Annotated in this window: 11 protein-coding genes; 8 read left to right on the top strand and 3 right to left on the bottom strand. The window is 70.6% G+C overall.

The genetic code is table 11. The features are described 5' to 3' along the window. Positions 1 to 241: 241 nt before the first annotated feature. The 3 genes from ACTOQ3_RS27275 (at position 242) to ACTOQ3_RS27265 (ending at position 4,681) form a co-directional block, all read left to right on the top strand. Positions 242 to 1,873 (top strand): amidase family protein, encoded by a 1,632-nt coding sequence (locus ACTOQ3_RS27275; RefSeq protein WP_440086246.1) that lies wholly within the window; start codon positions 242 to 244, stop codon positions 1,871 to 1,873. Positions 1,874 to 2,081: 208 nt separating this feature from the next. Next, on the top strand, positions 2,082 to 2,837 hold the full coding sequence (locus ACTOQ3_RS27270) for an ABC transporter ATP-binding protein (protein ID WP_440086245.1): 756 nt from the start codon (positions 2,082 to 2,084) through the stop codon (positions 2,835 to 2,837). Further along, on the top strand, positions 2,822 to 4,681 hold the full coding sequence (locus ACTOQ3_RS27265; protein ID WP_440086244.1) for a hypothetical protein: 1,860 nt from the start codon (positions 2,822 to 2,824) through the stop codon (positions 4,679 to 4,681). Before ACTOQ3_RS27270 ends, ACTOQ3_RS27265 begins: the two co-directional genes overlap by 16 nt. Here the strand turns inward: ACTOQ3_RS27265 and ACTOQ3_RS27260 are convergent. Then, positions 4,665 to 5,285: a helix-turn-helix domain-containing protein gene (locus ACTOQ3_RS27260; RefSeq protein ID WP_440086243.1), complete on the bottom strand. Its 621-nt coding sequence runs from the start codon at positions 5,283 to 5,285 to the stop codon at positions 4,665 to 4,667. The two genes, ACTOQ3_RS27265 and ACTOQ3_RS27260, sit on opposite strands and share 17 nt — an antisense overlap. A gap of 342 nt (positions 5,286 to 5,627) precedes the next feature. Here ACTOQ3_RS27260 and ACTOQ3_RS27255 point away from each other — a divergent pair, with 342 nt between their 5' ends. Together ACTOQ3_RS27255 and ACTOQ3_RS27250 are read left to right on the top strand one after the other, a co-directional pair. Then, a complete protein-coding gene (locus ACTOQ3_RS27255; protein WP_440086242.1) occupies positions 5,628 to 7,208 on the top strand; it encodes an NCS1 family nucleobase:cation symporter-1 in 1,581 nt (526 codons plus the stop codon). Then, the gene (locus ACTOQ3_RS27250; protein WP_440086241.1) at positions 7,208 to 7,948 is read left to right on the top strand and encodes an aspartate/glutamate racemase family protein; all 741 of its coding nucleotides are present in this window, start codon (positions 7,208 to 7,210) and stop codon (positions 7,946 to 7,948) included. The genes ACTOQ3_RS27255 and ACTOQ3_RS27250 overlap by 1 nt, the downstream gene beginning before the upstream one ends. 7 nt (positions 7,949 to 7,955) lie before the next feature. On the opposite strand, the gene ACTOQ3_RS27245 is transcribed toward ACTOQ3_RS27250, so the two are convergent. Continuing rightward, positions 7,956 to 8,606: a hypothetical protein gene (locus ACTOQ3_RS27245; protein WP_440086240.1), complete on the bottom strand. Its 651-nt coding sequence runs from the start codon at positions 8,604 to 8,606 to the stop codon at positions 7,956 to 7,958. Positions 8,607 to 8,885: 279 nt separating this feature from the next. Here ACTOQ3_RS27245 and ACTOQ3_RS27240 point away from each other — a divergent pair, with 279 nt between their 5' ends. The 3 genes from ACTOQ3_RS27240 to ACTOQ3_RS27230 all read left to right on the top strand — a co-directional run bounded on the left by ACTOQ3_RS27240 (position 8,886) and on the right by ACTOQ3_RS27230 (position 11,395). Next, positions 8,886 to 9,443, top strand: a complete 558-nt coding sequence (locus ACTOQ3_RS27240; protein ID WP_440086239.1) for an RNA polymerase sigma factor — start codon at positions 8,886 to 8,888, stop codon at positions 9,441 to 9,443. Further along, positions 9,436 to 10,530, top strand: coding sequence for a CU044_5270 family protein (locus ACTOQ3_RS27235; protein ID WP_440086238.1), 1,095 nt, complete (start codon positions 9,436 to 9,438; stop codon positions 10,528 to 10,530). Before ACTOQ3_RS27240 ends, ACTOQ3_RS27235 begins: the two co-directional genes overlap by 8 nt. A gap of 334 nt (positions 10,531 to 10,864) precedes the next feature. After that, on the top strand, positions 10,865 to 11,395 hold the full coding sequence (locus ACTOQ3_RS27230) for a pyridoxamine 5'-phosphate oxidase family protein (RefSeq protein ID WP_440086236.1): 531 nt from the start codon (positions 10,865 to 10,867) through the stop codon (positions 11,393 to 11,395). Between the two features lie 684 nt (positions 11,396 to 12,079). Here the strand turns inward: ACTOQ3_RS27230 and ACTOQ3_RS27225 are convergent. Further along, positions 12,080 to 12,994, bottom strand: a complete 915-nt coding sequence (locus ACTOQ3_RS27225) for a LysR family transcriptional regulator (protein WP_440086235.1) — start codon at positions 12,992 to 12,994, stop codon at positions 12,080 to 12,082. Between the last annotated feature and the right edge of the window lie 73 nt (positions 12,995 to 13,067).

Raw genomic sequence — 13,067 nt, 5'->3', positions numbered from 1 at the left:
CCGGGGCGCATGAGGCCGTCCGGGGCCGTCCGGTGTCTGTCCCGTGTCGGTCGGTGCGGATCGACAGCGGCCGGCGAAGCGGTCGGTGAAGTGGGAGGATCCCTCACTCCGAGCCGGTGACGGACGGTAACCCATCCGAAATATAGCTATAACGCATATATCGCACGCTTTGCGGGTGATCACCGCTTCCTCGGATGACCCAGCCGAGGCGAGACCTTCACCGAAGGACGTGCTGCCTCTCATGAACCGTTCTGGTCTCCGATCCGGACTGCGCCGCACGGCGTCCCGCACCAGCCTCTACGTCACCTCGTTCGCCACCGTCGCGGCCCTCGGCGCGGTGGCGCTGACCACCCCGACGCAGGCCGAGTCCACCGGCAGGCCGCCTTTCTCCATCGACCTGGAGACGGTGACCGTAAGTCAGCTCCAGCAGGCCCTGGGAGCGAGGAAAATCACCTCCGAGTGGCTCGTCAACGCCTACATCGAACGGATCCGCGCGCTCAACAGCGACGGGCCGGGACTGAACGCCGTCCGGGTGCTCAACGGCAGCGCCATGGACGAGGCCAGGCAGGCCGACAGGGATCGCGGCAGGGGGAGGGCACGTGGCCCGATGCACGGCATACCCGTACTGGTGAAGGACAACATCGACGTCAACCGGCTGCCGACGACGGCGGGCGCCCTGGCCCTGGCCGACTCCTATCCCCAGGACGACGCCTTTCTCACCAAAAGGCTCCGGGCGGCGGGAGCGATCATCCTGGGCAAGACCAACCTGACCGAGTTCGCCAACTTCACCACGTCGGGAATGCCGTCCGGATACAGCGGGCTGGGGGGACAGGTCCTCAACCCGTACGACGTCAGCCAGACCCCCAGCGGATCGAGCTCGGGGTCCGGATCGGCGGCGGCCTCCGCGCTCGCGGCGGTGACCATCGGCACCGAGACCTCGGGATCGATCCTCAGCCCGTCGGTGGCGAACTCGCTCGTCGGCGTGAAGCCGACCGTGGGACTGGTCAGCCGGACCGGCATCGTCCCGATCGCCGCGAGCCAGGACACGGCCGGGCCGATGACGCGCTCCGTGTACGACGCCGCGGCGCTGCTGACCGCGCTCACCGGCATCGACCCTCAGGACCCGGCGACCGCGGCCAGTAAGGACGTCGTCGGTACCGACTACACGGCGGCGTTGTCGAAGGACGCGCTCAAGAACGTGAAGATCGGTGTCGTCGGCGCCCCGACCGGGAACCAGGGCGTCGCCTTCACCCGGGCCGTCGACGTGCTGCGCGCGCAGGGCGCCACGGTCAGCGCCGTGACGGTGGACACGAGCGGGCTTCCGGCGAGCATCCTGAACTACGAGTTCAAGCGTGACCTGAACGCCTATCTCGCCCGGCTGGGCCGCCGCGCCCCCATGAAGACACTGGACGACGTCGTCCGCTTCAACCTCGCCCACGCCGGAGAGGGGGCGATCAAGTTCGGCCAGACCCTGCTGGAGACCTCGAACGCCATCAACCTGGACGACCCCGCCACCAAGGCCACCTACGAGGCCGACCGTGACAACGGCATCGCCACGGCCCGCCAGCGCCTCGACTCGGCGTTGCAGTCCGGCGGTTTCGACGCGCTCGTGTTCGCGGGCAACGGCTCGGCGGGCATCGGCGCGCGGGCGCAGTATCCCTCGGTCGCCGTGCCCATCGGGTACGACCCGGCCAACGGGCGCCCGTTCGGCATGACGTTCCTCGGCACCGCCTTCACCGAGGCCAGGCTCCTGGCCTACGCGTACGCCTACGAGCAGGCCTCGCGGGAGTGGCGCCCGCCGTCGGTGGTCAACCCGTCCCTCTTCCGGTGCGCCCAGCCGGGGGGCAGGCAGCCGCAGACCTGCGCGCCTTGACCCGTTGACCTCCTGATCCCCGCCGTCCTGAGGGCCGGGGACGTGTTCCGGCCCGTCTCGCGTCCGCCACCTCCGGGTGGGCGCGAGGCGGGCCTGGTATGTGCCGCTGTCGCCGCTGTAGGTTCTCAGATGCTCATATTTCTTGATCTTTGTCTCGGTCATCGCGAGCGAACCGGTACCTCTCCACCCCGCACTCCGGAGTAATTCCATGCCCGCAGCACTCGAGATCCACGGCCTGTGCAAGACCTTCGGTGAGAAGGTCGCCGTCGACCACGTGGATCTGAACATCCCCCAGGGCTCCTTCTACGGGCTTGTCGGCCAGAACGGCGCGGGCAAGACCACCACCCTGTCCATGGCCGTCGGCCTGCTCCGCCCCGACGACGGCCACGCGCGCATCTTCGGCGCCGACGTCTGGTCCGACCCGGCCACGGCCAAGACGCTGGTCGGCGTCCTGCCCGACGGGATGGCCATGCCCGAACGGCTCACCGGCCGGGAGGTGCTGACCTACCTCGGGCTGCTCCGCGGGCTGCCGCGCGAGGTCGTCGACCAGCGCGCCGAGGAACTGCTGTCGGTGCTGGAACTCGACGAGGCGGAGAAGACGCTCGTCATCGAGTACTCCACCGGGATGCGCAAGAAGATCGGCCTGGCCACCGCTCTGCTGCACGCTCCGAGGCTGCTCGTGCTCGACGAGCCCTTCGAGGCCGTGGACCCGGTGTCCGCCGCGACGATCAAGACGATCCTGCGCGGTTTCGTGGCCGGTGGCGGGTCCATCGTGCTCTCCAGCCACGTCATGGCCCTGGTGGAGCAGCTCTGCGACCACGTCGCGGTGATCGACAAGGGCAGGGTGGCCGCCGCGGGCTCCCTGGACGAGGTCCGCGGCACCGGCTCCCTCGAAGACACCTTCGTCGGCCTGGTCGGCACCTCCGACGGCGGAGTGAAGGAGCTGACGTGGCTGTCGAGCTGACCATGGTCAACATGAAGGTGGCCGTACTCCGGCACTCGATGACCGGACAGCGGGCCGGCTTCGTCGTCATGGGCGCGCTGGTCGGCCTGGTCCTCGCGGCCGGCACGATCTTCACGGCCCTCTCCTGGCCGGACCTGCTCCCGGCCGTCTACGCCGTCTGGATGCTGGGCTGGATCTTCGGTCCCGTCTTCGCCGGGGGCGGTGACGAGACGCTCCGCCCGGAGTACTTCACGCTGCTCGGCCTGCGACCGCGCCGCCTGGCCACGGGACTGCTCGTGGCGGCCTTCGTCGGGGTGGCGCCCGTGATCAGCCTGCTCGCCCTGACCGGGCTCACGGTCTTCGGCGTACGGCAGGGCGTCGCGGCCGCGCTCGTCTCGATCCCCGCGCTGCTGCTCCAGCTCACGGTGTTCGTCCTGCTCTCCCGGGTCGCGGTCGCCCTGCTCGGCCTGGCCCTGCGCTCCCGCGTGGGCGCGGTCGGCGCCGGGCTGACCAACGGCCTGATCCTGGCCTTCCTCGGCCAGATCTGGGTCGTCTTCATGGCACTCGGGCAGACGGCGGGGATCCCGCCGGTGGTGACGACGGCGGCCCGCTACCTGCCCTCCGGCTGGGGGACGGTCGCGGTCGAGGCCGCCGCGTCCGCCGACTGGTCGCGGGCCCTGGCGGCCCTCGGCGGGATGGCGCTGCTGGTCGTCCTGCTGCTGGCCGCGTGGGCGGCGCTGCTCACCCGGCGGGCCGGGGCGTCGAGGGCGGCCACGAGGGGACGCCGGCCGATCCGGGCCACCACCGCCTCCGGCGCCGTACTCGCCAAGGAGTTGCGCACCTGGTCGCGTGACCTGGTGCGCACCCACCAGCTGACCTTCGCCCTCGCCTACGGCGTGTGTTTCGCCGCGGCCCCGCTGCTGGTGGGCTGGACGGGGATGCTGCCCTGGGCGGGACCGGTGTTCGTCGTGATGGCCGCGGCCATGTCGGCCAACCTCTACGGCACCGACGGCACCGCGCTGTGGCTCGCGCTCATGACGCCCGGCGCGAGCGACGTCCGCGGGCGGCAGCACGCGTGGCTGCTGACCGTCGCGCCCGTCGCCCTCGTGGTGACGGTCTCCCTCGCCGCGGTCACCGGCGGGCCGTGGCCCATGCTGCTCGCCGTCCTCCTCGCCCTGCTGGGCGGCGGCGCCGGACTGGTCCCCCTGGTCTCGGTGTACGGGCTCATCCCCGGCACCGACCCGCACCGGCGCGGCGGCAACCCGCTGCGCTCCACGGAGGAGGACGGCGCGGTCACCGGCATGGTGTACGCGGTGCTGGCGCTGACGGCCCTCACCGCGGCTCCCGCGGCGATCGCGGCCGGGTTCCTCGGCTGGGCGGGAGTCGCCGTCGGCATCCTGACGGGGGCTCTCTGCTACTGGGGGTTCGGGCTGCTCGCCGAGCGGCGGCTGCTGGAGAAAGGGCCCGAGCTGCTCGACACGATGCGCACCGGCCGCCGACCGGCTCCGAAACCGGGCACGGTCAGCCGGCTCCCCTTCGAGTCCCTGCCGCGCCACAAGCAGATCATCATCGGGTTCTGCTTCACGGTCGGTGCGATCCCGCTGTTCCCGCAGGGGCTGCTGGCCGGCTATCTCAAGGCGTCGGAGAGCCCGACGCGCGCGTGGTTCCTCGCCCTCTACCTGCCGCCGTGGCTGCAGTGGCCCACGATCGTGTTCATGGTCCTGCTGGGGGTGGGCCTCTACACGACGGGTGTGGTCCTCTCCTACCGTCGTAAGGAGTCTCCGACGGTCAGCGGTGAACCCGGTGGTGAACTCGGTGGTGAACCCGGCGGTGAACTCAGCAGCGAACTCAGTGGTGAACGATGAGCCAGGTCGCGACGGCGGTGACGGTCTCCGAGCGGTTGCCGATGATGTGCGGGCGGCTGCACGGGAAGGTGATGGAGTCGCCCTCGGCGAGGGTGACGACCTCCGACTCGAAGTCGATGGTCAGCTCGCCCCGGGTCACCGTCCCGACCTCGTAGCCCTCGTGCTTGAGGAAGTGGCCGTGGGCGTTGGAGATCGAGCTCGGCGGATAGGTCGACTCGAAGAACTCCACGTCGGGTGACGGCGTGGGCGAGAGCCTGCGGAAGGTGATGCCGCCGCTGAGCCGGATGGGGGCGACCTCCCACGAGCGCCGGATGGCGAACCGCCCGGCGGGGGGGTCCTGCCCCGCCGGGCCGGCGCCGGCCGGCTCGGCGGTGTCGAACACGGCCGCGAGCGGCACGCCGATCGCGGACACGAAGGCGATGAGCCTGCTGACGGACGGCCGCATCGTGCCGAGCTCGATCTGGGAGACCGCGCTGGCCGAGATGCCGAGCTCGCGCGCCAGGGCGCGCAGCGACATCCCCGACCGGAGTCGCAGCTCGCGAAGCCTCCGGCCGAGGCGCTCGTTCGTGATCGCCTCGATCTCCGTGCCGGGTTCCGGGGTCATGCCTGTCACGGCCTCCACACCAATTGTCACAAGGCCTTTACGCGGGTGAAATTAGGACTCGGGTGTCAAGGCATACATTGACGGCAGCTGTTAAGTGACCACTTAACAGCCCACGCCACAGCCCCTGTGACGACCCCGGCCACAGCCCATGCCGCGGCCCGTCACACAGCCCGTCAAGCAGTCCCGAACGGTTGCCGCGGCTGCGCCGACCCGCCATTCTCGCCGATCCTCCGAAGCCGATTCCTCGCGCCGATCCCCCGAGCCGATCCCGGCACCTTCCGCCTCGGCGCGCCCGCACGCGGGACACCGGTTCCCGCGCCGTACCCCCCACGGAAGCTGACAATGACCGAACACAGCGCACCGTCCCAGCCGAAACTACACGACGTCGTCGAGGCGGCAGGCATGCCCGTCGGCGCCGGTCTCGTCAAGCCCGGCTACGACCCCCGGCTCGCGAACGAGGACCTGGCCCCGCTCCGCGAGCAGACGTGGTCCTCGTACAACATCTTCGCCTTCTGGATGTCCGACGTGCACAGCGTCGGCGGCTACGTCACCGCGGGCAGCCTGTTCGCCCTCGGGCTGGCGAGCTGGCAGGTCCTGTTCGCCCTGCTCGCGGGCATCGTGATCGTGAACGTGTTCTGCAACCTGGTCGCCAAGCCCAGCCAGGTCACCGGGGTGCCGTACCCGGTCATCAACCGGGCGGTCTTCGGGGTGCGCGGCGCGAACATCCCCGCCATCATCCGCGGGCTCATCGCGATCGCCTGGTACGGGGTGCAGACCTACCTCGCCTCCCAGTCGCTCATCATCGTCTTCCTCAAGTTCTGGCCCGCGTCGGCGTCGCTGAACGAGGGCGGCTTCCTCGGCCTGTCCGCGCTCGGCTACATCTGCTACGCCATCCTCTGGGTCGCCCAGGCGGCCGTGTTCTGGAAGGGCATGGAGGCGATCAGGCGGTTCATCGACTGGGCCGGTCCCGCCGTGTACGTCGTCATGGTCGTGCTCGCCGTCTACCTGGTCGGCCAGGCGGGCTGGGAGAACATCAGCCTCGACCTCTCCGGGGGCGAGAACCTCGACTTCGGCGCGTCCATCCCGGTCATGCTCGGCGCGATCGCCCTCGTCGTCTCGTACTTCTCCGGGCCGATGCTGAACTTCGGTGACTTCTCCCGGTACGGAAGGTCGTTCGCGGCGGTGAAGAAGGGCAACCTGCTCGGGCTGCCGGTCAACTTCCTGTTCTTCTCGCTGCTCACGGTGATCACCGCGTCGGCGACCGTGCCCGTGTTCGGCGAGCTCATCACCGACCCCATCCACACGGTCGAGCGCATCGACACGCCGTTCGCGATCCTGCTGGGCGGGCTCACCTTCGTCATCGCGACCATCGGCATCAACATCGTCGCGAACTTCATCTCCCCGGCGTTCGACTTCTCCAACGTGAACCCGCAGAAGATCAGCTGGCGGACCGGCGGCATGATCGCGGCGGTCGGCTCCGTGCTGCTCACGCCGTGGAACTGGTACGGCAACCCGGACGCCATCCACTACACGCTCGGCATCCTCGGCGCCCTGATCGGGCCGCTGTTCGGGATCCTGATCTCCGGCTACTACATCGTGAGCCGCCAGCGGGTGTGGGTGGACGACCTGTTCACCCTCGAACCGACCGGCCGCTACTTCTTCCGGAGCGGCTACAACCCCAACGCGGTCTGGGCGACGGTGCTCAGCGGGGTCCCCGCGATCGCGTCGGTGCTCCTGCCGAAGATGCTGCTGGACCTGGAGCTCACCACGGCCGACGTGACCTGGATCGCCGACTACAGCTGGTTCGTCGGCTGCGGGCTCGGGTTCGTGGCGTTCACCGTACTGGAGCGGATGTCGCCGAGGATCGGCGGTCTCGACCGCGACGCCGAGCGGGTGTCGGACGGCACGACCCTGGCCGGTTGATGACCCGCGTCGGAATCCGGGTGATCAACCCCAACACCGCCCGGGCCATGACCGAGAACATCGGCCGGTGCGCCCGGGCGGTCGCGGCACCGTCCACCGTCGTCACGGCCGTCAACCCGGCGATGGGCCCCAAGTCGATCGAGAGCCACTACGACGAGGCCCTGGCCGTGCCGGGCCTGCTGGCGGAGATCGCGGCGGGCGAGGCGGCGGGGGCGGACGGGTACGTCATCGCCTGCTTCGGAGATCCCGGCCTCGACGCCGCCCGCGAGCTGGCCTCGGGACCGGTGGTCGGGATCGCCGAGGCGGCCATGCACGCCGCCACCCTGGTCGGCCGGAGCTTCAGCGTCGTGACGACCCTGGCCAGGACCACGGGCCGGGCGTGGGATCTCGCCGGCCGGTACGGTTTCGCGGGCGCGTGCCGGGGGGTGCACGCCTGCGACATCCCCGTACTGGAGCTGGACGACCCCTCCTCGGACGCGCGGAAGGTGGTGGCCGCCCTCTGCGCCGAGACCGTGGAGCGGGACGGATGCGACTCGATCGTGCTCGGCTGCGCGGGCATGGCCTCGTTCTGCGCGGACGTCTCCCGAGCCGTCGGCGTCCCCGTGATCGACGGCGTGGCCGTGGCGACCAAGCTCGTCGAGTCGCTGGTCTCCCTCGGCCTGCGGACGAGCACCCGCGGCGAGTTCGCCCCTCCCGGCCCCAAGAGGTACACGGGCCTGCTGCGCGACTTCTCCGTCTGACCGTTCACTACGGCCGGGGTGCGCCGTACCAGCGCCAAGTGGTCAGGCGCGGGCGTCCGGGGAGTTCGGCGCGGCCGGTGGCCCACAGCAGGGTGGGCCAGGGGTCCGTGTCCGCCGGGGCGTCCGGGAACAGGCGGGCGAGCGTCCGCGCGCACAGGCCCGCGGGCGGGGTCCAGTCGAGCCCGAGCCCCCTGGTTAGGTCGTGGGTGTGCACCAAGGTCTCCACGATCCCCATCGCGGCGAAGCCCTCGGGGTCGGACGCCCCGTGCACATGGTGGGCGCGGACCTCCGGCGGCGTCGTCCGCACCATGGCGACCAGCAGCGCGCCGCACGCCTCCAGCGCCTGCAGCAGCCCGGCCGGCCCCGCCGCCCGGTCCACGTGGATCGCGTTCGCCGGGCCCTGAGGGCTTCTGCGCTCCCACGCGAAGGGCACGACGCCCTCCAACGGCGGTGTCCGGGGACCGATCTGGGTGGCGTAGGAGAAGAGGTCGTCGGCGAGGTGCTCGACGGTCTCCCAACAATCCCACTCCAGCGAGCCGGCCTTGCCCTCCCAGGCCGCCGGGGCTGCCTCCCGAAGGACGCCGACGGCGAGCTGAACGGCCAGGTCAAGGTCGTCCGCCGACACGGGGGAAGATCCGGTTTCGGTTGATCGGTGCATGGAGGGAACGATATCGCCGACCCGGAGCGTGCCGGTGGCGCGCTTTTTACCGGTTCTGGTCGGTGGGGCGGCGTGAGGGAGTCGCCGTCCCAGGCGAGACAGTGGTCGGCGCCGATCACCACGGCTTCGCGGGCGCGTGCCGGGGGGTGCACGCCTGCGTCGTCCCCGTACCTGATGACGGACACAATGGGGCCGGCGTCCTACCTGGAGTGCGGACGAGCATGAGGGATGGATCGACGGGACGCGGTAATCCGGACGCGTTCGGAGGGACTACTTGGTGTGGACGATCCCGAAGAACGATTCACCGACCTGTACGACCGGCACTACCGCAGCGTGCTCGGCTACGCCCTGTTGCGAGCCGAGCGCGACGCGGCCGAGGACGTCTGCAGCGAGACGTTCCTCGTGGCGTGGAGACGGCTCACGGAACTGCCCGAGCCGTCGCTGCCCTGGCTGCTCGGTGTCGCCCGCAACCTGCTGGCCAAGCAGCGCGACTCGCGCACCCGCCGCCAGGCCCTGGCCGACCGGATAGCCGCCCTCACCACCTCACGCGACCACGTGGCGTGGGACGTGGCCGAGCACGTCATCGACAGGGAGAGCGCCCTGGCCGCGCTGTCGGCCCTGCCCGAGCAGGACGTGGAGGCGATGGTGCTCGCCAGCTGGTACGGCCTGTCGCCGGAGCAGGCCGCGACCGTCATGGGTTGTTCGGTCCGCACGTACAACGTCCGGCTGCACCGGGCGCGCAAGCGCTTGATCCAGGCGATGCACGTCGGCGGCCCACGCCGCGTTCGCGTGTCGAATCCTGATCCGCACCTCTTTGGAGACCCCTTTCATGGATGAACGCACGTTCGCCCTGCTCAGGCCCAGTGAGCTGGACGAGCTGACCGAAGACGGCTACCGGCGCCGCCGGGCGGACGACCTGGCCCGCGCCTTCGCCACCCCACGTACCGAACCGGCCCGGCCCGCCCGCCTGGCCCGGCCGCGCTCGCGGCGGCCGTACTTCCTCATGGTCGGCACGCTGGCCGCCGGGCTCGCGGCCGCGACCGTCGTCGTCACGACCGGCGGCGGCCCCGGTCCGGAGCCGGGTGGCGCCGTGGTGGCCTCCACGACGCAGGGGGCGCCCGAACGCGTGGCGGACGCGCGCACGTTCCTGCTGGCCGCGGCCTCGACCGCGCGGCGGGAACCGGTGGGCTCCGGCCGCTACTGGTACGTCAACGAGCGCACCACGCAGAAGGTGTACAACGTCCCCGGCGAGCACACGGCCGAGATCAAGGCAAAGTCCGCCGAGTTGCCGTACGCGGCCTATCTGGCCAACACCCGCGAGACCTGGCGCGCCATGAAGGCGGGCGAGACCGGCCGGAGGGTGAGCAACCAGGACGTGGCGGTCACGTTCGGTTCCCCACAGGACGAGGCCGCCTGGAAGGCGGCGGGGTCGCCCGAACTGGCGGACGGCGAACCCCGGACCGACGACGCCTTCGAGTCGATCCTGTCGATCGACAACCCGAGCCTGACCCCGCGGAGTGTCACCGAGCTGCCCGCCGGCCAGGACGGGCTCAAGCGCCACCTGGACGACCTCTGGAAGCGCAGCCCCGACTCCGCGGGCTCCGGCAAGGCCGTTTACCTGTGGCAGACGGGCGTGGACCTGATGACGGCGCCGATCACGCCGGGTACCCGGTCCGCCCTGTTCGAAGTGCTCGCCGACCAGCCGGGCATCACCTCGCAAGGTGAGGCGAAGGACGCGTTGGGGCGCACAGGGGTCGCCCTCTCCTCGTCGACGGCCGACGCGTTCACCTTCCGTCTGATCATCGACCCGCGAACGGCCGAACTGCTCGAGTACGACGTGGTGGAGAAGGGCGTGACGCTACTGAGCGTGGCGCTGGCCGACATGGGTTTCACCGACAGGCTCGGCGAGCGCCCGAAGGACTGATCTCCCTCGTGACCGTCATCCCACACCCTCACCGTGACGGTCACGGCCCTGCCCTCCTGATCGGCGAGCCGCTCGAACCTCGGCGTGCCGCCGGTCAGGAGGGCCTTTCCACCCAGGACGCCGATCACGGGCCGACCCCAGGTCACGGCAGGCACCGGCAGCAGCGAGTGGGAGCGGTCGGCATCACTTCCCCGGACTTGCGGCGGCCCGCCGCGGTCCGCGAGCCGGGTGAGAAAATATGACACAAGGTGTCGGGTTTTAGGGCGAGCATGGTTCGACCGGCCGACGTCGACGGCGGCCATGGACCGGCCCCTACGGATGGACAAGGACTTCAATGCGCGAAACGCCAGAAGAGCTCAAAGAGCTTCAGGCCCTCCTCGACGCCTCCCTCTCCCGTTCCACCTCGCACCTCCGCTCGATCATCAACGGCGAGCGCACCCTGACCGCGGAACAGCTCACCCAGGTCCTCACCGGCATGTGCACCCTCGCCCTGTCCACCGTGACAGCGAAGGGCGAGCCGCGGATCAGCGGCGTGGACGGGCACTTCCTGCACGGAAAGTGGCACTTCGGCACGGCACGCAACGCCGCCAAGGCCCGCCACCTCGCCGCCAGGCCCGCCGTCAGCGCCGCGCACCTGCGCGGTGAGGAACTGGGTGTGTTCACGCACGGCACGGTGGAGATCCTCAACCCCCGGGACGGCGAGCCCGCCGCTGACTGGCCGGACCTGCTCGCGTACTTCAAGGGCTTCTATGGCGGCGACGCCTTCGACTGGGACGACGAGGTGGTCTACTACCGGCTGCATCCGCACTGGACGACCGTCTACGCCTCCGACGTCGCGAAGCTCACCGCGGCACCCCGGCCCTGATCCGCGACGGGACGGAGGCCGTCGTGTGAGCGGCGTGACTCGCTCCCGGTCACAGCGGGCGGTGCACGATGAACCGCGATGAGACCAAGCGGATCGCGGACCTGGTTTCCCCGGCACGCCCGGCGCCTTCATCCGAACGTCGGGTCAGCCGAGATCGCCGTTCTTGATGGTGGTGATGAAGGTGTTCCACGGTGGTGGCCAACGCCGTCCGGCACGCCCGGCGCGGGGTCAGCGGGCACCGGAAGACGACGTCGGCCGCCGAGGGCGCGGCTCAGGGGTGTGGCCCGCGCGTTCGCCTGAACCGCGCGGGCCGGGAAGGTCCTTCCCAGACGGTGGGCGCGAGCAAGGTAAAGCGCTTTCCAAAAAATGTACGAGTTGTGACGCATCCGTTGGCTCATCGTTTCGCGAAAAGCCGCATAAGAGACTTACGGGACGGGGTGGGTGATATGGATCTGGTGCTTCAGGCGGCGATCGCCGGGATGGTCGCCGCGACCGCCCTGATGGTGGTGGTGATGGGCCGTTACTGGCACCGGCACCGACGGCCCGTTCCGACGAGATCATGGGCGGACGAGAGCGAGGAGCTCTCCGCGCCTCCAGAACCCGAATGCCGGGACGGCGGGCATCGCGACGTCTCGTACATGGCGAAAGAGTCTTCGGTCCCATCGGACGTTCGCGATGCAAGGGTCATAGGGACGGGACCCGGCGCAGTGTCGTCGCGGCGTCCTGGAGAGCGTTCAGCAGTGGGATGAGCAGGGGATGCCGCTCGGCGCCCCGGCGTACGGCGGTGAAGACGCGGCGTTCGGGGCCGGGCACCGGGCGGATCACCACGCCGGACGGGTCGGTGCCGCGCAGGGCGAGGCGGGGCACCATCGCCACCCCCGCTCCGGCGGCGGCCAGCGCGACCACCGCGCTGAAGTCGTCGGAGGAGTGGGCGAACTCGGGGGTGAAGCCCGCGTGCTCGCAGGCCAGCGCGATCACGTCGTGGCAGGGGTTGCCCGGGTAGGGGCCGATCCAGGTCTCGCCCGACAGGTCCGCGACCGTCACCTCGCTCCCGGAGAGGCGATGGCCCCGGGGGAGCACCAGGTCGAACGGCTCGGAGTAGAGCGGGATGCGCGACAGCCGCCGGTCGTCCTCGGCCGGGGCCCCGCGGTACTCCACGGCCACGGCCGCGTCCACCGCGCCGTCCAGGACCATGGTGAGGCTCTGGTCGCCCTCGGCGTCCAGGACGTGCACCCGGATGCCGGGCTCCTTGTCCCGCAGGGTGCCGACCGCGGGAGCCACGACCAGCCCGATCGCGGTGGCGAAGGAGGCCACCTTCACCTCGCCCGCCGTGCCGGCCGTGTAGGCGGCGATGTCGGCCCCGGCCCGCTCCAGCTGGGCGAAGATCTCATTGGCGTGGTCGAGAAGGATGCGCCCGACGGCGGTGAGCCGCACGCCCCGGCCGTCGCGGTCGAGCAGCCGGTGACCCACCTCGTGCTCCAGGGCGACGAGCTGCTGGGAGACCGCCGAGGGGGTCAGGTGCAGCGCCGCGGCGGCGGCGGTGACCGTGCGATGGTCGGCCACCGCGCGCAGGGTCCTGAGCCGCCGCGTGTCTATCACTCCAGTATTCTCGCCGAGGTCACCCGTGAACTACGACAAACGGTCTTTCGGCGGCCGTTACGGGCGCCTGGCG

The organism is Streptosporangium sp. LJ11 (genome assembly GCF_051918945.1).
Classification (GTDB): domain Bacteria; phylum Actinomycetota; class Actinomycetes; order Streptosporangiales; family Streptosporangiaceae; genus Streptosporangium.
This window is presented reverse-complemented; position numbering and strand designations above follow the sequence as displayed.

Coding starts and splice junctions, on each gene's coding strand:
- ACTOQ3_RS27275 (WP_440086246.1), top strand. CDS start 242: ATGAACCGTTCTGGTCTCCGATCCGGACTGCGCCGCACGGCGTCCCGC.
- ACTOQ3_RS27270 (WP_440086245.1), top strand. CDS start 2,082: ATGCCCGCAGCACTCGAGATCCACGGCCTGTGCAAGACCTTCGGTGAG.
- ACTOQ3_RS27260 (WP_440086243.1), bottom strand. CDS start 5,285: ATGACCCCGGAACCCGGCACGGAGATCGAGGCGATCACGAACGAGCGC.
- ACTOQ3_RS27255 (WP_440086242.1), top strand. CDS start 5,628: ATGACCGAACACAGCGCACCGTCCCAGCCGAAACTACACGACGTCGTC.
- ACTOQ3_RS27250 (WP_440086241.1), top strand. CDS start 7,208: ATGACCCGCGTCGGAATCCGGGTGATCAACCCCAACACCGCCCGGGCC.
- ACTOQ3_RS27245 (WP_440086240.1), bottom strand. CDS start 8,606: ATGCACCGATCAACCGAAACCGGATCTTCCCCCGTGTCGGCGGACGAC.
- ACTOQ3_RS27235 (WP_440086238.1), top strand. CDS start 9,436: ATGGATGAACGCACGTTCGCCCTGCTCAGGCCCAGTGAGCTGGACGAG.
- ACTOQ3_RS27230 (WP_440086236.1), top strand. CDS start 10,865: ATGCGCGAAACGCCAGAAGAGCTCAAAGAGCTTCAGGCCCTCCTCGAC.